At 37.8% G+C, this 21422-nt stretch carries 21 protein-coding genes; all 21 read right to left on the bottom strand.

The window, feature by feature from the left end; genetic code table 11:
- Nucleotides 1-10: 10 nt before the first annotated feature.
- Nucleotides 11-508, bottom strand: a complete 498-nt coding sequence (locus PSR12_RS04735; RefSeq protein ID WP_004227319.1) for a cell division protein SepF — start codon at nucleotides 506-508, stop codon at nucleotides 11-13.
- Entirely contained in the window at nucleotides 492-1196 is a 705-nt protein-coding gene (locus PSR12_RS04730) for a YggS family pyridoxal phosphate-dependent enzyme (protein WP_306829647.1), read from the bottom strand. The genes PSR12_RS04735 and PSR12_RS04730 overlap by 17 nt, the downstream gene beginning before the upstream one ends.
- A gap of 118 nt (nucleotides 1197-1314) precedes the next feature.
- Entirely contained in the window at nucleotides 1315-1557 is a 243-nt protein-coding gene (locus PSR12_RS04725) for a PRC-barrel domain-containing protein (protein WP_225340754.1), read from the bottom strand.
- A 131-nt stretch (nucleotides 1558-1688) separates the two neighbouring features.
- Nucleotides 1689-2462, bottom strand: a complete 774-nt coding sequence (sigG, locus tag PSR12_RS04720) for an RNA polymerase sporulation sigma factor SigG (protein ID WP_004227313.1) — start codon at nucleotides 2460-2462, stop codon at nucleotides 1689-1691.
- Between the two features lie 114 nt (nucleotides 2463-2576).
- The gene (gene sigE / locus PSR12_RS04715) at nucleotides 2577-3284 is read right to left on the bottom strand and encodes an RNA polymerase sporulation sigma factor SigE (protein WP_009373518.1); all 708 of its coding nucleotides are present in this window, start codon (nucleotides 3282-3284) and stop codon (nucleotides 2577-2579) included.
- A 13-nt stretch (nucleotides 3285-3297) separates the two neighbouring features.
- Nucleotides 3298-4131, bottom strand: a complete 834-nt coding sequence (locus PSR12_RS04710) for a sigma-E processing peptidase SpoIIGA (RefSeq protein WP_221679751.1) — start codon at nucleotides 4129-4131, stop codon at nucleotides 3298-3300.
- 182 nt (nucleotides 4132-4313) lie between these two features.
- Complete coding sequence (gene ftsZ, locus PSR12_RS04705) at nucleotides 4314-5471, bottom strand: cell division protein FtsZ (protein WP_221679749.1); 1158 nt, start codon at nucleotides 5469-5471, stop codon at nucleotides 4314-4316.
- Nucleotides 5472-5524: 53 nt separating this feature from the next.
- A complete protein-coding gene (ftsA, locus tag PSR12_RS04700) occupies nucleotides 5525-6808 on the bottom strand; it encodes a cell division protein FtsA (protein ID WP_221679748.1) in 1284 nt (427 codons plus the stop codon).
- 95 nt (nucleotides 6809-6903) lie between these two features.
- Complete coding sequence (locus tag PSR12_RS04695) at nucleotides 6904-7275, bottom strand: small basic family protein (RefSeq protein WP_004224852.1); 372 nt, start codon at nucleotides 7273-7275, stop codon at nucleotides 6904-6906.
- A 3-nt stretch (nucleotides 7276-7278) separates the two neighbouring features.
- Nucleotides 7279-7998 carry a DUF881 domain-containing protein gene (locus PSR12_RS04690; protein WP_004224851.1) on the bottom strand — a complete coding sequence of 240 codons (720 nt, stop codon included), beginning with the start codon at nucleotides 7996-7998 and terminating at the stop codon, nucleotides 7279-7281.
- A 123-nt stretch (nucleotides 7999-8121) separates the two neighbouring features.
- Nucleotides 8122-8850, bottom strand: a complete 729-nt coding sequence (locus PSR12_RS04685) for a DUF881 domain-containing protein (protein WP_221679746.1) — start codon at nucleotides 8848-8850, stop codon at nucleotides 8122-8124.
- Nucleotides 8828-9661, bottom strand: coding sequence for a cell division protein FtsQ/DivIB (locus PSR12_RS04680; protein WP_274771836.1), 834 nt, complete (start codon nucleotides 9659-9661; stop codon nucleotides 8828-8830). Before PSR12_RS04680 ends, PSR12_RS04685 begins: the two co-directional genes overlap by 23 nt.
- A 21-nt stretch (nucleotides 9662-9682) precedes the next feature.
- Nucleotides 9683-10762 (bottom strand): putative lipid II flippase FtsW, encoded by a 1080-nt coding sequence (ftsW, locus tag PSR12_RS04675; RefSeq protein WP_221679742.1) that lies wholly within the window; start codon nucleotides 10760-10762, stop codon nucleotides 9683-9685.
- Between the two features lie 40 nt (nucleotides 10763-10802).
- Nucleotides 10803-12152 (bottom strand): UDP-N-acetylmuramoyl-L-alanine--D-glutamate ligase, encoded by a 1350-nt coding sequence (murD, locus tag PSR12_RS04670; RefSeq protein WP_274771834.1) that lies wholly within the window; start codon nucleotides 12150-12152, stop codon nucleotides 10803-10805.
- The gene (gene mraY, locus PSR12_RS04665; protein ID WP_221679737.1) at nucleotides 12152-13123 is read right to left on the bottom strand and encodes a phospho-N-acetylmuramoyl-pentapeptide-transferase; all 972 of its coding nucleotides are present in this window, start codon (nucleotides 13121-13123) and stop codon (nucleotides 12152-12154) included. The genes murD and mraY overlap by 1 nt, the downstream gene beginning before the upstream one ends.
- Nucleotides 13124-13248: 125 nt before the next feature.
- Nucleotides 13249-15165: a stage V sporulation protein D gene (locus tag PSR12_RS04660; RefSeq protein ID WP_221679735.1), complete on the bottom strand. Its 1917-nt coding sequence runs from the start codon at nucleotides 15163-15165 to the stop codon at nucleotides 13249-13251.
- A 57-nt stretch (nucleotides 15166-15222) separates the two neighbouring features.
- Nucleotides 15223-17445 (bottom strand): penicillin-binding protein, encoded by a 2223-nt coding sequence (locus PSR12_RS04655; RefSeq protein ID WP_274771831.1) that lies wholly within the window; start codon nucleotides 17443-17445, stop codon nucleotides 15223-15225.
- Entirely contained in the window at nucleotides 17442-17813 is a 372-nt protein-coding gene (gene ftsL, locus PSR12_RS04650; RefSeq protein ID WP_004224836.1) for a cell division protein FtsL, read from the bottom strand. The genes PSR12_RS04655 and ftsL overlap by 4 nt, the downstream gene beginning before the upstream one ends.
- Complete coding sequence (gene rsmH, locus PSR12_RS04645; RefSeq protein ID WP_274771828.1) at nucleotides 17814-18764, bottom strand: 16S rRNA (cytosine(1402)-N(4))-methyltransferase RsmH; 951 nt, start codon at nucleotides 18762-18764, stop codon at nucleotides 17814-17816.
- Nucleotides 18765-18826: 62 nt separating this feature from the next.
- The gene (mraZ, locus tag PSR12_RS04640; RefSeq protein WP_048394670.1) at nucleotides 18827-19258 is read right to left on the bottom strand and encodes a division/cell wall cluster transcriptional repressor MraZ; all 432 of its coding nucleotides are present in this window, start codon (nucleotides 19256-19258) and stop codon (nucleotides 18827-18829) included.
- Between the two features lie 254 nt (nucleotides 19259-19512).
- Complete coding sequence (gene bshC / locus PSR12_RS04635; RefSeq protein ID WP_274771826.1) at nucleotides 19513-21129, bottom strand: bacillithiol biosynthesis cysteine-adding enzyme BshC; 1617 nt, start codon at nucleotides 21127-21129, stop codon at nucleotides 19513-19515.
- Nucleotides 21130-21422: the final 293 nt, after the last annotated feature.

Below are 21422 nucleotides of genomic sequence, written 5' to 3'. Positions count from 1 at the left end.
ATCCTCGCTATTAATTATCGTCTAAAATAAAGTTTGTAATTTCACCAGTCACTTCTACATTATCTGGCGTACAAAGGAAGATATCTTTACCGATACGTTGAATATCTCCAGCAAGAGCATAGACTGTGCCACTTAAAAAATCAATAATGCGTTTACCTTGTTCTCTTTCGATACGTTGCAAATTGACAATTGTTGCACGTTTATTTTTTAAATGCTCTGCGATATCTTGTGCTTCTGCATAAACTCTCGGCTCTATTAAAACAACTTTTGCTCCCTTAGAACTCATAGCTGCCTGCAAACTGACTATGTTATTAGGAGTTGCTGTGCTTTGTGGCATGATTTCATGAATAGGTGCTTTGCGTTCTTTCATCATTTTTTTTGGCTTAACTGAATGAATCGGTTGCTGTTGTTGTATGGGTTGTTGTTGCTGAATAGGAGCTTGCGTGATTTCTTCTTCTAATTCTTCTTCAAGGTAAAAGAAGTTTTTAATCTTATTTTTCATGCTCATCCTGTTCCCCTCTTTCATTTCCAACAAGAGCCGTTCCGACTCGAACAAAAGTAGCCCCTTCCTCTACCGCAATTTCAAAGTCATTAGACATGCCCATTGATAACTCGGTACAAGGTGCATGTGCGAATCCTTGCTCGGCTATTTGCTGTTGACATTGTTTTAATTGCTTGAAAACAGAGCGAATAATTGCTTCGTTTTCGGTGTTTGGTGCCATAGTCATTAAACCTACAACTTGAATCTTCGTAAAACCTTTTAATGCTTCTACAAAAGGCAAGACTTCTTCGATGGTTAAACCATGTTTTGATTCTTCACCAGAAACATTTACTTGTACAAAACATTTAACAGGTTGTTCTGCTCTTTTTTCAATTTCTTCTGCTAAACTCAAACGATCTAAGGAGTGTAAATAATCAATGCTGTTAATCACTTGTTTTACTTTACGTGTTTGAAGCGACCCAATGTAATGCCAATGAACATCAGCATGAATCTCAGTAATTTTACGATGTAAGCCCTCAGGTCTGTTTTCTCCTAAATGAGTGAGCCCTGCTTCAATTGCTTCTTGTGTTCTTTCAACAGAAACTTCCTTCGTCACGGCAATTATTTGGACTTTTTCGCCCTCACGATTCCCTTTTTTTTCTGCTGCTGTTATTAAATCATTTAGTTTGTTTAAATTTGTTAAGATTTTTGTCACTGTTTTTCCCAACTTTACAACAATAGTTTCTTTTATTGTAACAAGCAATGCTTGATTTATCAATGAATAGCCTGACCTATGTCAGCATACAATTTCACAATTTGAATGAGCTGATGTCTTAAGAAAGGGCTTTGACTAAAATGACATCCTTACCAACAACAAGCACATCCTTCATATACACTTTTCTCACAGACTCTTCACCTTTAAAAAAACCAAGATATTTGCGAGGCTCTGCAATCAAAAATGCTGTCACATAGCCTGTTTCTTTTGATACTTCAGCATCTATTACAAAGCCTATAAATCGTCCATTTCCTGCTTCTATGACTTCTTTTTGTTGTAACATCGAAAAACGCAATGACATACCTCCTCTATTGTTTACTTTCGTATAATCATTTCTACTACCATCAAACTTTGCTGTTACTTTATATTTATGTATCATTTGTTCATTGAATGAAGATAAAATGCGCACCGAATTATACGATGCGCATTTTTTTATTTGTAATCTTTTTGCATTGTTTCAATTGCATTTTTTTCAAGACGTGAAATTTGTGCTTGAGAAATCCCAAGTTCTTTGGCAATTTCAGTTTGGGTCTCTCCATAATAAAATCGTTTGGCAACGATCATTTGCTGACGTTCATCTAGCTTTTGCAAGCTTTCCTTTACCGACACATAGGCAACCCATTGATCCTCTGATACATCATCATCACGTAATTGGTCCATCATATAAACAGCATCTCCGCCATCTGAATAAATGGGTTCCTGTAACGAAACTGGATCTTGAATGGCATCCAAAGCAAATAAAACGTCTTCCTTTTTCATGTCAATCATCTCAGCAATTTCTTCAATCGTTGGTTCTCGCAAATTATCGGTTATCCATTGTTCTTTTGCCTGCATTGCCTTATAAGCTATATCTCTTAGAGAGCGAGATACACGTAATGCATGATGATCACGCAGATGGCGACGAATTTCACCAATAATCATTGGTACAGCATATGTCGAAAATCGTACATTATGCTTTAAATCAAAATGATCAATGGCTTTCATGAGGCCAATACAGCCTACTTGAAATAAATCATCTGCCTGTTCACCTCTATAGGCAAATCTACCGACAATACTAAGCACTAACCTTAAATTGCACATCACAAGCTCTTCTCTAATCTCTGTTTCTCCAGCTTGTAATCGGATGAAGAGTTCCTTCATTTCCTCGTGCTTTAGAATTGGCAAAGTCGATGTATCTAAGCCGCAAAGATCTACTTTTGTTCGCATATTCGATTCCTCCGGATGTTATTCTCTGACTAAACCGTGACATCAGTTTGTCCGAGAGAAACAAGAATATGCACAAAAGCTGCGACCAATTTTAGGTAGGATAAATTTCCCTTTCTAAGAAATTGGTTGATTTAAATTTTCACGTAAATCTTGAATAATTTTCTTTTCTAAACGGGAAATATATGATTGCGATATGCCTAAATGATCTGCAACTTCTTTTTGTGTCATTTCAACTTTTCCATTGAGACCAAAGCGACATTCCATAATATAACGTTCACGCGCACCTAGTAAATTAATAGCGTGGAACATATGCTGACGTTCAATTTTTTTCTCCACATTATCTAAAATAATGTGCTCTTCTGTTCCTAAAATATCTGACAGTAATAATTCATTTCCATCTGCATCAGAATTTAGTGGCTCATCTAAGGATACTTCACCCTTCATACGACTTGTTTTTCGTAAATGCATTAAAATTTCATTTTCAATACAGCGTGATGCGTATGTTGCAAGCTTAATATTTTTATCCGTATTGAACGTCTCAATTGCCTTTATTAAACCAATGGAGCCAATACTGATTAAGTCTTCGATTGGCGTTCCCGTATTATCAAAACGTCTAGCAATATAAACAACAAGACGTAAATTACGTTCAATTAGTGTGTCTCTAGCTCGTAAATCACCATTCATAAAGGATGCAATGACTGTAACTTCTTCTTCTCGACTTAATGGCACTGGCAATGAATCATTTCCCCCTATATAGTACGTTTCACGACTCCGAAACTTACTCCATAATTTTTTCAAGCTAGCAAGTAGCCTAAGAAGCAATAGTTCTCCCCCTCTATGAGTTATTTGAAAGCGCTGAAAAATGTAAAATTGCTGCTGTGCTATGTGGAAAATTTTTAGCTTTTTTTGTTAATACGATATATTCATTCATTTTCACTTGCGAAGGCTCCCCCTTTATATGCCACTCATCAAAGCGAAAACCAAGGACAACGGTTTGCTGTTGTACTGTATTGACATGAATAAATCGTATATAACGCTGATAATCTTCTGAAAACATAGATACATTGTACGGATCTGTTTCTTGCCATTCCATTAATGCTTCCCGGAACGCTGAAGGTAAATGTGGTCTCAAAGCAGTATAGGAAACAAAATGAACCGGCTTTCCTGATAATGGCTCAATAGCTTGATTTCCAGTATCTACAAAGGCAGAAAGTGGTATCTTTGCCCCAAAGATTGTTAAAGTTGTATCAAATACAAATTGACCACTTAAGCGTTCTAACTTTACAAAACCCCATTGCTTATAAAATGCAATAAGATTTAAAACTGCAAGCAAAAAGCAAATCATAATGAAATGGGTGGCAGAAAGATTTTTTAAAAAAGGTTGTAGTGCTGTTAACAATCCGCCAATAACGATCGTTGCTGTTAACACAATCGGTCCTTGCTTCTGAAAGCTTCGAATCTTAAAGTGAAACGCTATACCAATTAACAATATAAAACTAAGAATTGTCGTCCACAGCATTTGACCGCCAATGACAGCTACAAAACTACTACAAATAGAACTCATTAATAATCTTGAATTTTTTACAAGGACTCCTGTTACTCTTGCCGTAAACGTGAGTATCGCTAGATTAAAAAGCGTATTAATGAGCACCAGCCATTCTCCATACATAACAGCCGCCTCCTACTTACAAAGTTAGCACGTTACTCCCACAAATATTGTCAAACAATCGCATCATTTCCTAAAAATGTTTTGACAAAAAACATGGTTTCCTTACACATTTGAACATTATGGCAGTCAATATAAAAAGCTCGTATTTTACATATGTAAAATACGAGCTTTTTAGAAGTTAATTAACCACGATTTTTGCGGTTACGTAAAAATGCCGGAACCTCAAGCATGTCATCCTGTGCATAATTTTGCTGATTTTGACGTGGCTGCTCATGTTGAACATGCATTTCTTGTCGTTGTTCACGAATAGGTGCTTGTTGCTGTGGAGCAGATTGTCTGTTCATATTCAGTGTCTGTTTTGCTGTAGGTCGTTGTTGCTGTAAAGCTTCCTCGGTGAAGCCTGTCGCAATAACTGTAACAATGATTTCATCTTTAAGATTTTCATTAATTACAGAACCGAAAATCATATTTACCTCTTCATCTGATGCAGAAGCTACGATATCTGCTGCTTCTTGTACTTCAAATAAGCTAAGATTTGAACCACCTGTAATGTTCATAAGGACACCTTTAGCACCATCAATGGATGATTCAAGCAATGGACTTGAAATAGCTTTCTTTGCAGCCTCAGAAGCTCTGTTTTCACCTGTTGCAATACCAATTCCCATTAAAGCTGAACCTTTGTTGGACATAATCGTTTTCACGTCTGCAAAGTCTAAGTTAATAAGACCAGGCGTAGCAATTAAATCTGAAATACCTTGTACACCTTGACGTAATACATTATCGGCTTCTCTAAAGGCTTCTAACATTGGTGTTGATTTATCAACTATTTGTAGTAGCTTGTCGTTTGGTATTACAATCAGTGTATCTACTGCTTCTTTCATACCGCCAATGCCACCGATTGCTTGGGTTTGACGTTTACGACCTTCAAAAGTAAATGGACGTGTGACAACACCTACTGTTAGGGCTCCCAATTCACGCGCAATTTGTGCAATCACTGGAGCTGCACCAGTACCCGTTCCGCCGCCCATACCAGCAGTCACGAATACCATATCGGCGCCTCGTAAAACCTCTTCTAGCTGTTCTCTGCTCTCTTCAGCAGCTTTTTTTCCTACTTCTGGATTTGCACCTGCACCTAATCCACGCGTTAATTTAGCCCCAATTTGTAGCCTTACTTCCGCTTTGGATAGATTTAATGCCTGTGCATCCGTGTTAACTGCGATAAAGTCAACACCCTGTACACCATGTTCTATCATTCGATTGACAGCGTTGTTACCGCCGCCACCAACACCTATGACCTTTATTACTGCAAGTTCATCAACACTTGTATCAAATTCTAACATCTCTTTTTCCTCCCACGGTAACTCGACTCTGTATCATTCATTACGCATTCTAGTTAATCAAAAAACTTATCAAATAATTTTTTTGCTCTCCCAATTACGCTTTCTTTTGGTTCTGAAGGTGCAGAATACTCTTGCTTTTTGCTTATAGCTGGTTGAGCCCCTACAACTGCATATTCAACAGGCTGCGTATTCGTACTTTTACCGTAAAAATCATCTTCTAAATGGGCGTAACGAATAAGTCCAACTGCCGTCGCAAATGAAGGCTCTCTAACACCGATATAATCAGGTGTATAGATTCTAACACGCGTTTGTAGAATTTGACGTGCTAATTGGGCAATCCCCTCAAGCTTTGCAACACCACCAGTTAAAACTACACCGCCTGGTAAATCTCTAACACCTAAACGTGCTAATTCATCTATAACTAACTCTAGTAATTCTTCTAATCTAGCACCAATAATCTCCGATATAAATCGTTGGCTGTACTGATCAGTAGAATCTGTACCCACGACAGGCACTTCAAAGAGTTCGTCATCTGATGCGTCATCATAAAAGGCATGTCCAAACTGGTGTTTAATTTGTTCTGCTTGTTCTGTTGGTGTTTTTAAAACGATTGAAATATCTTTCGTTATATGATCACCACCAACTGGTATGACACCCGTATGCGTTAATAATCCCTCTTCAAAAACTGCAATTGTTGTAGATCCGCCACCTAAGTCAATAAAGGCAGTTCCTTGGTTTTTTTCATCTTCTGTTAATGCAAAGTAGCCTGATGCTAATGGCTGCAAATATATTTCTCGTATACTTAAACCCGCTCGCTCAACACAGCGAAGAACATTGTGTAAAAGCGTTTTGGATGTCGTTATCATTGTTGCATCCATTTCAAGACGGATGCCAATCATACCACGAGGATCTTTAATTTCATCAAGGTTGTCCACAATAAACTGTCTTGGAATGATGTTAACTAATTCACGTTCAGGAGGTATTGACATGACTTGTGCAGATTCTACCACTCTGTCTAAATCATCATCTGTAATTTCTCTATTTTCACTATTTACAGCGACAACACCTTTAACTAGCTGTAACATCGTCTGGTTAGCTGGAACGCCTAAAACGACTTCATGGATTTGATAACCAGTCATTCGTTCGGCCTGTTCTATTGCTTTTCGAATAGATTGTACTGTTGCATCAATATCAACAATTGCACCTTTTCGAACTCCATTCGACTTTACATTTCCGACGCCAATTACATGTAATTGCCCGTCACTCATTTCACCTATTAATACCTTGACAGAGGAGGACCCAATATCAAGGGAAATGTATAAATCTTGCTGATTCAATTCGCTGCACCTCCTTGAAAAATGCTCTTGTTTTCATTCTATTGTAAATTTGGCATAATGTCTAAGCAAATCGAGTATTTTGGTCAATTTTTCTCTCATTCTATGGAAGTTTTTTTCCGCTTGTGACGTTTCTCATCTAACCGAGTTAGTAATATACGCCTAATAATTGCTATATTTTGGAATAAACGTACTCCAAAAGCGAAAATCGCTGCTAAATACAAATCTATCCCCAAATTCACTCCTATAAAAGCTAATCCTGCTGCTAGAACTATATTAAAAAAGAATCCTGATACAAAAACTTTATCATCGTAAACTTGCTGTAATTGAGCACGAATACCTCCAAATAATGTATCTAAAGCTGCTAAAACAGCTATTGACAGATAATTTTCATACATAGAGGGGATTTGTATATTTGTTAACAAGCCAAGGGCAAGTCCAAATATCAAACCTAAAAATGGTAGCCACATATATTAATCTCCTTTTTTTACCTCTGCTAAATAATCATTTGTCAACGGCTGATCAAATGCTGGAAGTTGTAACTGTTCAATTGGTTCTTCAATTACTAAATTAAAATTGTCTAAATAAAATGAGTCTATAAATGTTGAGGCCTGCAAGGAATTATACATTTTTTGCGCTGCTTTATAATCGCTTGTCCCAACAAATATCTCAAATGAAGGCGAAGACAGTGGTATACTGTTTACTGTCGTCTTACCATTGATATCCCGTATGGCTGTTGTTTGTACTACACGGTTACCATCAATTGAGACATTAGTAGCATTGTTCTTAAAAAGGGTATTCAATAATTGAGTTAACAAATCGGGTGAAATCTCTTTAATTTCATAGCCCATTTCTATCAGTTCAGGTGCAGGTTCAACTCGAAGTACAACACCTGGCCCTATAACTTCTGTTAATCCTGCTTGTAGCTTTAAACGATTTAATGTTTCATTTAAGGCTGCTTGCTGATTTACTTTTTCAGATTGCTCATAGCGATCCACTACTTCATGAAGTGAGCGAATTTCTGCCAGTAGTGCGGAATGTCTTTGTTTTTCTTGTGCCAATTCCTCTCTTATTGCCCAAATATCTCGTGTATCTCGCTCAGCTGGTTTTTGTATGGTATTGTATTGTACCGCTATCATCAAACCGATAATAAATAGCACGATCGTTATTCGGGTGTACATATTTCTTTTCAAAATAGCCCCTCCTAGACGTATCGTATGCCCCTCAGAATACGACTTTGAATTGTATAATTTTCTACAATCGACTATATAACTGGAGGCTAAATTAAACATGAAGTTTAAAGTATAGAACTTGTCCTAACTTTCTATTTTTACTTTTGGCATGGTAAGCTTCTGATTTTCTTCAAGGGACACCACAATATTGTCATTTAATAATTGATCTACAACGCCCCCGTTTAAGTTTAAAGAAGCTATTAATGTATCTGAATCACCAACCGCTTCGATCACAAACGGAGCTGGATGTTGTGTACCATCAATTGTTATTACTGGGCCATTACAGCGAATATAAGAACTCGCTAATACACGTTGTCCATTAATAGCAATAGCTTGCGCGCCTGAAATTTTTAGTTCATTTAACAATTTAAATACATGACTTTCATGAACAATATAGTCATTTGGATTTAAGGATTTTGGATCATAGTCTCCATCTTGAAGGGTTATGCGTATGCCCTTCCCCTCACTCTTTAGTTCACCGAGTAAAAGCCGTAAATCTTCTGCTTGCTCAACAAGCTTCTTATAGTCCTTTTCGTTTGATGCAAAGGATTTTTCATACTTTCGAATTTGTTCTTGTAAATTATTTACTTCTTCCGTGAGTTCTTTATTGCGCTCTTGTTGAGTGATTAACTCCTCACGATAAGAATCTTCTTGCTCAAAAAGCTCAGAATTAATAGTGCCTGCCTCTCGATTATCTTTCGCCTGGTTGTATGAATAGCCGATGATAAATCCTGTTGTTATACAAACAATTAGTAATTCGAATTGTTTTCTAGTAAAAAAACTACCTTTGCTATTCGTCTTCTTGTTGTTCATCTTCTGTCACTTCCTGGTTAACCATTTCACCATCTGCATTTGCTTCCATGTCAATACTAATCTTGTTGTATTCCTCGTTAAAAGGACGATAGTATGAACCAACCTCTAAATCAATCACACCTTTTTCTAAGTTAGCAATTTGTGCGACAATAGAGGGGTAGTAATTTAACTTTTCCGCTAGTGTCTGAATAACAGCACGTACTTCGTAGCCATCATTCATATAAAGCTTGACTGCATTTGGATTTGCTTCATTACTATTCGTGTTAACCTGAGAAATTAAAGCTAATACTTCGGGCTTTAATTGTGCTAGCTGTTCAACAAGCTTATTAATTGTCTTTTCACCGGTTATCCCGATAAAAACAGGTGCATCAATGGGTGTATCATTTCCCTTTTGTTCAAAGCGCTTACCGTTTTCTAGCAAAGGATAATAAGTCCCGTCCCCAGCTAAGTACGCAACTTTTTTCCATTCTTTAATATCAATTGTTACGCCTTGTAACCAGTTACGGTTAACATGTACTTCTTTTACCCATTTATCCTTTAATAAAATCTGCTCAATATCTTCCACTTTGAAACTCCACATTGATTTTCCTGGTGCAAGAGTACTTGCCTCCAAATAATATTGGTCATTCGCTAGCTTAGCACCATTGACTGTGATTTTATTGATGTTACTGTATGGAGATTGAAAATAAAGGAGTACTGCTAACACAATAAAGAAAAGTAATATTAGCACAATAAATTTCCGGTTTGTACGCTTTTTTCGTCGCTTTTTTAGCGTAGGTATGCGTTCTTCTATATCAATTACTTTCTCCACAAAAGTACTCCTCCTTTATATTTATTTCGCTAATTGATAAATAATACCTATTATTAACCACATTGTTACTAAAGATGTTCCACCATAGCTAATAAAAGGTAATGTAACACCCGTTACTGGCACTAAACCTATTACTACAGCTATATTTAGAAAAGCTTGCACCATAAGCATTGTGACTAGCCCGATAATCGCATAATAGGACGTTCGGTTTTTAGCCTGTACAGCAAATCGATAGCCTGCATAGATCGTTAGTATAAAAAGCGCTAAAATAACGAGGCCACCAATCAATCCGACTTCTTCTAAAATAATGGCGTAAATAAAATCATTTTGAGGCTCTGGTAAATACAGAAACTTTTGTCGGCTTTGTCCAAAGCCATGCCCAAAAATCCCTGCTGGACCGATAGCCATTAAAGATTGCACTGCTTGGAACCCACTAACCAAGGGATCAGCCCATGGATCAAGAAATGCTTCTATACGCTTTAGACGATATGGTGCTGTCGCTATGAGACCTACTAATCCCGCGACACCAGCTAGCATAATCATGGCGTATAGTTTTAGAGGATAGCCAGCGACAAAAAACAATAAAAACACAGATACAACGAGAATAAATACTGAGCCAAAATCCGGCTGCAACATGATAAGAACAACAGGAAGTAACAGGATAAAACCATGTCGCCAGTTAACAACAGGAGTGCCCGTTTTATGTTGGGCTAATATATGGCTCAAGTACACAATGACGGTAATTTTCGTTAGCTCTGCTGGCTGTATTGTTAATGGACCTACACCAATCCAGCTTTGTGAACCATTTCGCACCAATCCTATACCAGGAATCAGTACGAGAACGAGTAAAATTAACGAAAATATATAGGCCATTTTCCAAAAGGACTGCTCTCTCAGAATATTTAATCGAATCGTGATTAAAAATACGACAATGGCTACCACAAAGTATACGCTTTGCTTCATATAAAACGGCATTTTTCCACTATAATGAACGGCACTCCAGTAGGTACCTGCAGAATAGACGAAAATAATGCCGATTATTGATAGCATCAAAGTTGTGACGAGCAATAAGTAGCTTTCTTTACCTCTCAGTAATGCCATCCTTCCAAGTCAAGTATATTCTAAAATAGTTACAGGCTCATTACAGCTTCATTACAGCATCAATAAAAACATCTCCACGTATTTCAAAGCTGTCATATTGATCCCAACTTGCACATGCTGGAGATAGTAAAATAACATCTCCTTCTGCAGACATCGGTGCTGCATATTGAACAGCGTCTTCTACATTTTGAGCAATGACGGTTTGTTGGACACCACACGATTTTGCAAATTCTACAAATCGTAAGCCAGTTTCTCCAAACGCAACAACACCCTTTACATGACTCATACAAGGGCGAAGTTCTTCGAAAGAATGTCCACGATCTAAGCCACCTGCGAGTAAAATGACAGGAGCTTGGAAAGCATCTAAAGCACTCTTTGTCGCTAAACAATTGGTTGCCTTAGAGTCGTTGTAAATCTTTCGACCGTTCCATTCACGTACGAATTGTGTACGGTGTCTAACTCCACCAAATGACGCTAAAACCTCTTCCATCTTCTTTTTGTCACAACCAACTAAAATACAGGCTGCCACGGCTGCTAAGATGTTTTCTAAATTATGCTTACCAGGCAAGGCAATGTTCGCGCGATCCATGTATGGTTCCCCTTGCCAATAAATTGTTGTATCATCTGCACTAATCCCATTTGCAGTACGCCCCTTCGAACTAAATGGAATCTGCTGTGCATGAGATTGTGCTGCATATCCAACCACAATCGGTTGGTCGGCATTATAAATAAAATAATCACTGTCATCTTGATTACGAGTTACGCCAAACTTCGCTTCAGCATAGTTATTAAATGTTCCATGATAGTCTAAATGCGCATCATAAAGATTCGTCAAAATAGCAATTTTAGGCTTAAACGTTTTGATCCCCATCAATTGGAATGAAGACAGTTCTGTTACAATGATGTCATCTTGATTCGCTTCTTTTGCGACGCCACAAGCAACTGTTCCAATATTTCCAGCAATTAATGGATTTTTACTTCCTTTACTTAACATGTCGAATATTAAAGTTGTCGTCGTTGTTTTGCCATTTGAGCCTGTTATACCAATAAATGGTGCATCACTAATTAAAAAAGCTAGCTCAATCTCTGTCCAGACTGGAATCTCTCGACTAAGGGCATCAGCCACAATTCGATTGCTATAAGGTATACCTGGATTTTTCACCACTAACTCAAAGCCTTCATCAAGTAAATCTTCAGGATGGCGACCACAAATTACTGTAATCCCCTTCTGTAATAGCCCTTGTGCATCTGGACTTTCATCAAATGGTTTTGAATCATTTACTGTTACAAATGCACCAAGCTCATGTAAAATTTCAGCAGCGGCCACACCACTTTTTGCTAGACCTAACACAAGTACTTTTTTATGTTGTAAATCAGTATAGTTTTTCATTAGAACGCCTCCGATAAGACTGCAATTAATGCTACTGCTAAGGCAGTTGACCAGAAGACAAGCACTACTTTCCATTCTGACCAACCCGATAATTCAAAATGATGATGAATAGGGCTCATTTTAAAAATACGCTTTTTTCGAAGCTTAAAGCTACCTACCTGCAAAATAACGGAAAGTGTTTCGATAACAAACACTAAGCCAACTAGTAAAAGCAAGAATTCTTCTTTTACTAAGACAGATACCATAGCCAATGCTCCACCTAATGCTAATGACCCCGTATCCCCCATAAATACCTTTGCAGGATTTGCATTAAATAATAAAAAGCCTAATAAAGCACCTGTTACAGCAAACGAAAATAGTGCAATATCTGCCTGACTTTGGAATAGCGCAATAACACCAAATGCTGCAAAGGCAATGGAGGCAGTACCCGCCACTAGCCCGTCTAGTCCATCTGTCAAATTCACTGCATTGGAGAAGCCTACTAACCAAAAAATTAAAAAGGCTACATAGAATACGCCAAGATCAATTGTCCACTCCGTAAATGGAATAGCTAACGTTGTATCAAACGATCCTACATGTAGAAGAAAATACGCAAGAATAGCAATAACAATTTGACCAATCAATTTTTGAAGAGAGGTTAAACCTAAATTTCTTTTAAATACAACCTTTAAACCATCATCTAATAAACCTATTAAGCCGAATCCTGCTAATACTAATAAAAGTACTACGGTCTGTGTCGTTAATAAATCTAAAAAGCTACCTACACCAACAGTTGTTAGGACGATGGATATTAAGAAAATGATTCCTCCCATTGTTGGTGTACCAGCTTTTTTCATATGTGATTTTGGTCCCTCTTCTCGAATACTTTGCCCAAACTTTAGACGACGAAGAAGTGGAATACTAATTGGTGCCAGGATAACTGTTACTATAAAAGCAAGAGCTAAAATGGTAAGTGTTGTTGCGAGTTTCATTGAAAAATCTCCTTTAAATCTTGTTTCACTTTCTTCTTTAAGAAAAAAGCATTAACTTTCATTTTATTATTACTACCCTTCATAATAATAGTGGTTCTTTCCCATTTTTTAAAGGTAAAGTTATTTTAGTTCTCCAAATATAAATGAATGGTACCATCTTGTTTGATAACACTATCCACCTCAGGTAATTGATTACCAATTTTAGTCCCTTCTCCATGCCATTCAATACGGAATGGATAAAATTGCTTGGCAATATCATCCTTTGTTTGACCAATAAAATTCGGTACCTTCACAGTAATTGGGTCACCATAACGATAATCCTTTTCCAGTTGTTCCTTCGATTTTTCAATACCTACAAAAGGCGCAACATCCTCAATAATTTGCCCCACTATAGGTGCTGCTACAACACCACCAAACTGGGTTGTCTTTTTCGGATTGTCAACAGCTACATAGACAACAATTTGTGGATTGTCTGCTGGTGCAAAGCCAATAAAAGATACGATGTATTCTCCGCTTTTATAACGGCCATTTTCAACTTTTTGTGCTGTTCCAGTTTTACCACCAATTCGCAGTCCATCTCGAAAGGCTTGTCGACCTGAACCATTCGCTACTACTGATTCCAAAGCACCTCGAACCTTAGCAGAGGTTTCTTCACGAATTACCTGATTTTTAACAACTGGTTGCGTTTCCTGTATGACTTCTCCTGTATTTGGATTAAATACCTTTTTCACAACATATGGCGTATAAAGCTTGCCTCCATTTATGGCAGCAGCTACTGCTTGAACTTGTTGAATAGGTGTCACGGCTACCCCTTGCCCGAATGAAGTCGTGGCCTGCTCAACAGGACCAAAGGCATCCTTAGAAAATAAAATACCAGATGCTTCACCAGCAATATTAGACCCTGTCTTTTGTCCAAAACCAAAGTCTTTAATATATTGTAGTAGTCGCTCATTGCCTAGACGCTGTCCTAATTCTATAAAGCCTGGGTTACAGGAGTTCTCAACCACCTCTAAAAATGTTTCATGCCCATGTCCTTCACGTTTCCAACAGCGAAGCTTTGCTCCCGCCACCATTGTATAACCTGGATCATAAAAGGTTTCATGCTCCAAATCCACTAGGTTTTCTTCCAACGCAGCACTAAGGGTAATAATTTTAAAAGTAGAACCTGGCTCATACGTCATCCATACAGGTAAATTTCGATTGTAGATGGCTGGCTCTACTAATTGATATTCAGCTGGATGAAAAGTAGGATAAGAGGCTAATGCCAAAATTTCGCCAGTGTTTGGATTCATCGCAATCGCTAGTGCTTGGTCAGCTTCATAGCGCTTCATTGCTTGCGATATTTCACGCTCTACGACTTGCTGTACATCAACGTCAATTGTTAGCTCGATCGTAGCCCCATCCTCTCCTGCTTTCCAAGCACTTGAAACATTAGGCAAATTATTACCTTTTGCATCTGTAAAGAGACGGATCGCAGAAGAATTAGCCTGCAGAAATTTATCATATTCATATTCAATTCCAGCTAATCCTTGGGCATCATACCCCGTAAAACCTAAAAATCGAGATAATAGCGTGCCGTAAGGATAATCCCTAGAATAATCAACACCACTATACAACCCTTCAATTTGCATACCTTGTAATTCTACTGCTTTTTCATAAGATATATTTTTGCCTTCAGGTGCTAGTTTCACTAAGTAAGCTTTTTTTTGCATTTTCTCTAATAGCTTCGCCTTATCCACTTCGAGAACCTGGGCAATTTTTTCAGCAGCTCCTTCAATATCATTACTTTGTGAAGGCATGAAATATAATGTAGGCGCTAGCTTATTAGTTACAATACTCTCTCCATCTCGATCTGTTATATGCCCTCGTTCATTCGCAAAGGGAATTTCCCTGTCCCAGTTCTCCTCTGCCTTGGTAGTCAATTCTTTTTGATCTAACACTTGCAAAAAGAACAACCTAACAACAATTGCCACTGCAACGAACATAAACAACACATATAAAATACGTAAACGCTTTTTAGAATGGATAGAAATCCACTTCATTCGACATCACACCTTGTTTTTTACAACGTATGAAATAAAGTGGACTTCTATTCAGTATTATTCATCCTCTACTTCTTCAACTTCACCCTCAGAGGCAGCTTCAACGTCTTGTACAAAGCTTTCAGCAGGTGTTTTGAGCTTGACAACAATGGGGGAACTATCAGTGATGACGGTTCCAGCTGAAACGCTTTGACTTGCTACAAAACCTTCACCGAATATTTCCATCTCTAGTCCAGTCATAGATTTAAAGACTAGTAAATTACGTAATGACCAATTCGTAAAGTCTGGCAATGTTACCTCGCCATCTGTCTTTAAAAATACAAAACTACCTTTTACCAGTTTTTGAGTGTTCGTTGGATATTGTTCAATAACTTTACCACCACTACCAACAACAATTGGTTGTAAACCATCATTGGCTAATTCTACTTCAACCGCTTCAGCACTTTGACCTGTAAAGTCCTGAATGCTGACTTTGTTAACATGTTGAACATCGTCTGGGTTGATATTAAGGTGCTTTAAGCTATTTAACATAACTGGATTAAAGACTTTTGATACTGGTACCGATCCAAGCTCATTGTTCAGCTTAGGTTTTTTCACTGAGACATATACAATTAGCTGTGGATCATCTACAGGAGCCAAGCCTAAAAATGAATAAAGGTATTGGTTTGAAAGATATCCACCACTAGCTTTTGGAATTTGGGCAGTCCCCGTTTTCCCTGCAACCTCGTAATCCTCCAATATAAAATCCTTAGCAGTACCATATTCTGATGTTAACGTTGAAGCTAGGATTTCTCGTACTTGTTTCGCAGTATCAGCTTTAATCGGTTGACCTTTTTCAACGGGTTCGTGATTTTGAATAATTTTCCCTGTAGAAGAATCAACAATACGGTCGATAACATACGGCTGCATCATCTTGCCATCATTCGCAATAGCAGTCATTGCCTGGATTAACTGAATAGGTGTTACTGTTGAACCTTGGCCGTAGGTTGTTGTTACTCGTTGAATAGGGTACTTCGATAAAATAGTACCTGTTGCTTCATTCGGTAAATCAATTCCCGTTTTGTGCCCAAATCCAAAGCGGTCTAGGTAGTCAATAAATACATCATCGCCAATCTTAGTTAATAAATGAGCCATAGCAGTATTGGCAGAACGTTGGAACCCTTGTAAATAAGAGATATAACCCCAACCATATCTATTGTGATCTCGAATCGTACGGTCAAATACTGTATATGATCCTGATTTAAATGAATCATTCGGTGTCCATTTTCCCGTATCGATAGCTGAAGCAAGCGTGAATGTTTTCATCGTTGATCCAGGCTCAATTGTCTCCTCAATCACTTCATTCAGCCACTTCATATTTTGACTATCACGTGTTTCAGGGTTAAATGTAGGACGCTGTGACATTGCTAAAATCTTTCCAGTCTTCGGATCTGCTACAACCGCGGTCATGGACTCAGGATTATATTCCTGTTCAACCTTTGTCATTGCTTCCTCTAAGAAGCTTTGGATTGTTTTATCAAGTGTTAAATAAATGTCGTCCCCATTTTTTGCAGGTGTAATCATTTTCTCACTGTTTGGAAGCAAATAGCGGAAAGCATCTGTCTCATATTCTACTTTGCCATTAACGCCTGTTAATTCTTTATCATACGTATATTCTAGACCCATTTCCCCCTTGGTTGTAACCGTGCCATCTTCATTATCTTTTTTGAGAGCATAGCCAATTAAATGAGAGGCAAATACACCATTTGGATAATACCGTTTTAAGTCACTCACAAAGAGAATTCCTGGTAATTTTTCTTCCTTTATTTTACTCATGACCTCGTGACTAATGCCGCGGCCTGCACTACCAAACTCAACTTGATATAAAGGTTCACCATCACTTCTATATCGATTGTTCAATTTTTTAACAATCTCGTCTTCCTTTTCCATCATCGCTGGAATATATTTCGCTAGTACTTTTGCCGTTTTCTCCGAATCCACTACATGTCGGGGATTCTTAGGATCTGTTGTAGCCTTTTCACTTACAATGGCAATCATGCGATAACTTAATGTATCTTCTGCAATTACTTGTCCATTTTGATCATAAATCTTTCCACGATTAGCTGTAATTACACTTTCCTTACCATACTTAGCTGCTGCTCTCGCTGCAAGCTCTTGTCCTTCCACTTCACCTGTAGCCTGTAATGTCACCATTCTTGTGAATAATAGAAAAAAGAGCCCTCCATAAAAAATTAATAATAGAAAGGCTCCCCATTGGAATCGAAATCTCTTTTTTTTCATTCTCCCGGCACTACCTTTACATTTTTCTCATTTTGAGTTAAACCGAGTTCTTTGGCTTTTTTCCATATGTTTTCGTATGTAGAAAGTTCACTTACACGAACCGTTAAGTCAACATTCTGTTTCGCAATCTCTTCTGCTTCTGATTCGATTTTTTGAATGTCTATACTTGTTGTTTGAATCGCTGCTTGTTTATTTAATACAAGTATTCCTAGTACAGCAATAATGCCAATTAAAACAATTAGCATTGTCTTTTCAAACTTCTGGTTCGTTTTTTTACGACGTATGATAGTGGGTTGTGGACTAGGTGGTGTTATCGGTTGTTGCACTTGTTGATGTTGGTGCTGTTGCCTTACACGAACTGCTGCCATTTACTCACGCCCTTTGTCGTTAATTTTCTCCACCACTCTAAGCTTCGCTGAACGCGCACGATTATTAACTGCCAATTCTTCATCAGAAGGAATAATAGGCTTTCGTGTAATAAGCTTTAAAGTTGGCTTCATGTCATCAGGAATCACAGGTAGATTTGGTGGTAATTCCGGTAATGATGACGCTTCCTTAAAGATTGTCTTGCATAGGCGGTCCTCCAATGAATGGAACGTAATGACACTAATGCGCCCCCCTACGTTAATCATATCAATCGCATCGACTAATGAATCCTCTGCTGCGCCTAGCTCATCATTAACAGCAATTCTTATTGCTTGGAAAATGCGCTTTGCCGGATGCCCACCTTTTCGGCGTGCCGCTGCTGGAATACCCTCTTTAATTAATTCTACAAGTTGACCAGTTGTTTCAATCGGTGCTGTTTTTCGAGCCTCTTCAATTTTACGGGCCACTTGTTTAGAAAACTTCTCTTCTCCATAACGGAAAAATATACGTACAAGATCTTCGTATGCCCATTGATTAACAACATCTGATGCTGTCAGTGTTGCAGTTTGATCCATACGCATATCAAGTGGTGCATCGTGGTGATAACTAAAGCCTCTCTCAGGTGTATCTAATTGTGGAGAAGATACGCCTAAGTCATATAAAATACCATCAACCTGCTTAATGCCATGAGCTACTAGTTCTTTTTTTAAGTAACGGAAATTCGAATGGATAAATGTAACACGCTCTATATAAGGTGCTAATCGAATTTTCGCATTTTCAATAGCCGTCATATCTTGATCAAAACAAATTAAGCGGCCTTTATCTGATAATTGTTGTACTAGATATTCACTGTGTCCCGCACCACCTAGTGTACAGTCCACATATACACCATCAGGATCTATGTTCAACCCATCAACAGTTTCTTTTAATAACACGGTTGTATGATCGAACATACCACTCGCTCCTCTCAGGCCTTAACCTCATTCAACTATCACGTTGTAATGCCTATTACAAGTTAAAAATCAAAGCCAATCATATTTTCTGCAATTTCATTAAAAGATTGTTCAGACTCACTGAAGTAAGCTTCCCAAGCATCCTTAGCCCAAATCTCGATTCGATTTGAAACCCCCAACACCACACATTCTTTTACTAGATGCGCATGTTGCATAAGAGTAGTTGGGATATTGATACGCCCCTGCTTGTCTATCTCTACCTCTGTTGCTCCAGAAAAGAAAAACCTCGCAAATGCTCGTGTATCTTTTTTGGTCATTGGTAAACCTTTTAATTTCTCTTCGAGTTTTCGCCATTCATTCATAGGATAGCCAAATAGACAGTTATCGAGACCTCTTGTGACAACAAACGTTTCGCCTAAAGCTTCACGAAATTTTGCCGGTACGATTAATCGCCCTTTCGCATCAACGGAGTGTTGATATTCTCCCATGAACATACTACTCACCCCACTTTATTAAATAATGTACCACATCCCCCCACTTTCCTCCACTTTTTTTAAAAAAAACTTGACATTTTATCGCTTAATATGCAATTAGACCTTTAGGAATTTTTTTGACATATGCTAAATGATATAAAAAAAGAGCAACCCCTAGTAGGATAGCTCTTTAAATACTATTTATCTCGACATTATTCATCAAATTCACAGGATATCAAATTACTACTTAGGTAAAAAGTATCTATTTATTAATTTTATAAATAAAGTAAATAGTGGTGTTTACCGATGCTATAATTTTGCTTCAACATATCAGTAATTAACATAGGTCCAAACTCATTGAAATATTGATATGGATTAAAGGATCTCTCTTGGAAACCATCATTAGGATATAATTCATTTTGCAGTGTCATAAATTTACGAATCGTCGTTTCATGCTTACCTAATACAGTTTGTTCAATTTTTTGCTGTAAATAGTCAAATTGTTTCGCATGATTTTCTTGATTTTTCTCAAGAATCTTATCTAATTGCAGATGCTGTTTCTCTAAATAGGAGGCTAGCTCTTCATATTTTTCTACTAACAACTGCTGCATAGCTTGGATTTGACGTTTGGCTTCACTGTCCTGGACATCTGCAATAAAACGTTCTTTCAGGTGTAATGCTTTCCCTTCCCATACGTCAGTAACAGTTAGTTGATGCTCACGTAATAATTGCTCTACATGACGAGTGACAATAGTAATATGTAGGCGCGGAGCAAAAATCGGCATTTGTAAATCTAACACCGAAAATGCATTTTTCAGTGTCGCCCAATAAGCTAGCTCTCCTGGACCTCCAACAAACGCTAATACTGGTAATGTCATCTCCTGCATCAACGGGCGAGTTACTACGTTATTACTTAAACGTTCAGGATGATTATGCGCCACTTCTAATAGCTCTTCTTGTGTAAATTTAAGGTTTGCCGCTAAATTAACAAACAGATCATTTTTTCTTTCTAAAAGATGTCGCTCCCCATCTTCTACGTAAAATAAATTAGCGGCTTCATATGTTGCTAAAATAGGCTTACCATAGCCAGCACGTTCAAGCTCTTGCTCCTTTTCCGTTACTACTCTAGCAATTTCTTCATTGGATTGAATGATTTGAGCAAAATATTTATGTTCAAATTGACGGAATTGAAAGTTGGCGGCATCGATTAATAATAAACCTTCCTCTTTGAACAATTGATTCATTAGACAGGCAAAGAAATCTGTAAATGTTTCACTATTATTCAATGCGTCAACTAATTGCTTAATCAGCGTTTCTGTATACTCTGTTTCTCCAATATCACGAATAATTGTATTAATTAATTGCGTCATCGACTCTTTGTTTAGGGCTGTTGCAGAAGCCATCGTTTTACGTCTAGATCGCTCTCCATAAGCTCTTTTTTTCAGCAATTCCCCATGAACCGTATAGGTGTGATTAATTTCTTCTAAGTCATGATCTTCTCCAGCGATCCAGAAAACAGGAATAACAGGCTGTTGAAGCTTCGTACTTTGCTCTTTCGCTAATGCAATAACTGAAATAGCTTTATGAACGGAGTAAAGAGGGCCTGTTAAGATACCTGCTTGTTGTCCACCAACTATTACCATAGCTCCTTGCTCTAGTTGTTCTAAATGTTCATTCGCTTTTTTTGATAACCCCAGCGGCTCCATAAATTGACGGATGATTGTTGTTAATTCTTTTTGATCACGGGAATTTCGCGCTAAATGCTCCGCTCTTTTCTCAAAAGCTTGATCATTGTATTCATACTCAAAAAATTGATGAATGGCAGTATTTGGCGACCAGTAATCTGCTAGTACATGATTTTTTATAGGTACTTGGATTGACTCCAGTTTCATTTAACATAAACTCCTCTACTCACTAAATCATTTCCTTACTCATAACAAGAAATTGAATTTCATTCATACTATGCACATGAGGCTTTCAATGTCGCCTTGACATTCAAATTGCTCAAAAAAATCCGCGGCATTCATTAGCGGCTTTGAGGCAACAATGTTGCAGCAGACATTTCGATTTAAAAGCCATCGTTCTCCCTCAAGAAGGATTTTCTATACCTAACTTTGCTTTTGGTACAAAAAACACGTGCTGGTTCACTTCCTATGTCACTGAACTACGCTTCTAGTTACGAAGG

This window comes from Lysinibacillus sp. G01H, assembly GCF_028872195.1.
In the GTDB taxonomy this organism is placed as follows: Bacteria; Bacillota; Bacilli; order Bacillales_A; family Planococcaceae; genus Lysinibacillus; species Lysinibacillus capsici.
The sequence above is the reverse complement of the archived record's forward strand: the minus strand, read 5'-3'. Positions and strand labels throughout refer to the sequence as shown.

Coding starts and splice junctions, on each gene's coding strand:
- murD (WP_274771834.1), bottom strand. CDS start 12,152: ATGAAAAACTATACTGATTTACAACATAAAAAAGTACTTGTGTTAGGT.
- mraZ (WP_048394670.1), bottom strand. CDS start 19,258: ATGTTCATGGGAGAATATCAACACTCCGTTGATGCGAAAGGGCGATTA.
- sigG (WP_004227313.1), bottom strand. CDS start 2,462: ATGCGAACAAAAGTAGATCTTTGCGGCTTAGATACATCGACTTTGCCA.
- bshC (WP_274771826.1), bottom strand. CDS start 21,129: ATGAAACTGGAGTCAATCCAAGTACCTATAAAAAATCATGTACTAGCA.
- ftsZ (WP_221679749.1), bottom strand. CDS start 5,471: ATGTTAGAATTTGATACAAGTGTTGATGAACTTGCAGTAATAAAGGTC.
- ftsW (WP_221679742.1), bottom strand. CDS start 10,762: ATGGCATTACTGAGAGGTAAAGAAAGCTACTTATTGCTCGTCACAACT.
- rsmH (WP_274771828.1), bottom strand. CDS start 18,764: ATGTTCGATCATACAACCGTGTTATTAAAAGAAACTGTTGATGGGTTG.
- ftsL (WP_004224836.1), bottom strand. CDS start 17,813: ATGGCAGCAGTTCGTGTAAGGCAACAGCACCAACATCAACAAGTGCAA.
- PSR12_RS04655 (WP_274771831.1), bottom strand. CDS start 17,445: ATGAAAAAAAAGAGATTTCGATTCCAATGGGGAGCCTTTCTATTATTA.
- mraY (WP_221679737.1), bottom strand. CDS start 13,123: ATGAAACTCGCAACAACACTTACCATTTTAGCTCTTGCTTTTATAGTA.
- PSR12_RS04685 (WP_221679746.1), bottom strand. CDS start 8,850: ATGAACAACAAGAAGACGAATAGCAAAGGTAGTTTTTTTACTAGAAAA.
- PSR12_RS04695 (WP_004224852.1), bottom strand. CDS start 7,275: ATGTGGCTACCATTTTTAGGTTTGATATTTGGACTTGCCCTTGGCTTG.
- PSR12_RS04710 (WP_221679751.1), bottom strand. CDS start 4,131: ATGTATGGAGAATGGCTGGTGCTCATTAATACGCTTTTTAATCTAGCG.
- PSR12_RS04735 (WP_004227319.1), bottom strand. CDS start 508: ATGAGCATGAAAAATAAGATTAAAAACTTCTTTTACCTTGAAGAAGAA.
- PSR12_RS04660 (WP_221679735.1), bottom strand. CDS start 15,165: ATGAAGTGGATTTCTATCCATTCTAAAAAGCGTTTACGTATTTTATAT.
- PSR12_RS04725 (WP_225340754.1), bottom strand. CDS start 1,557: ATGTCATTGCGTTTTTCGATGTTACAACAAAAAGAAGTCATAGAAGCA.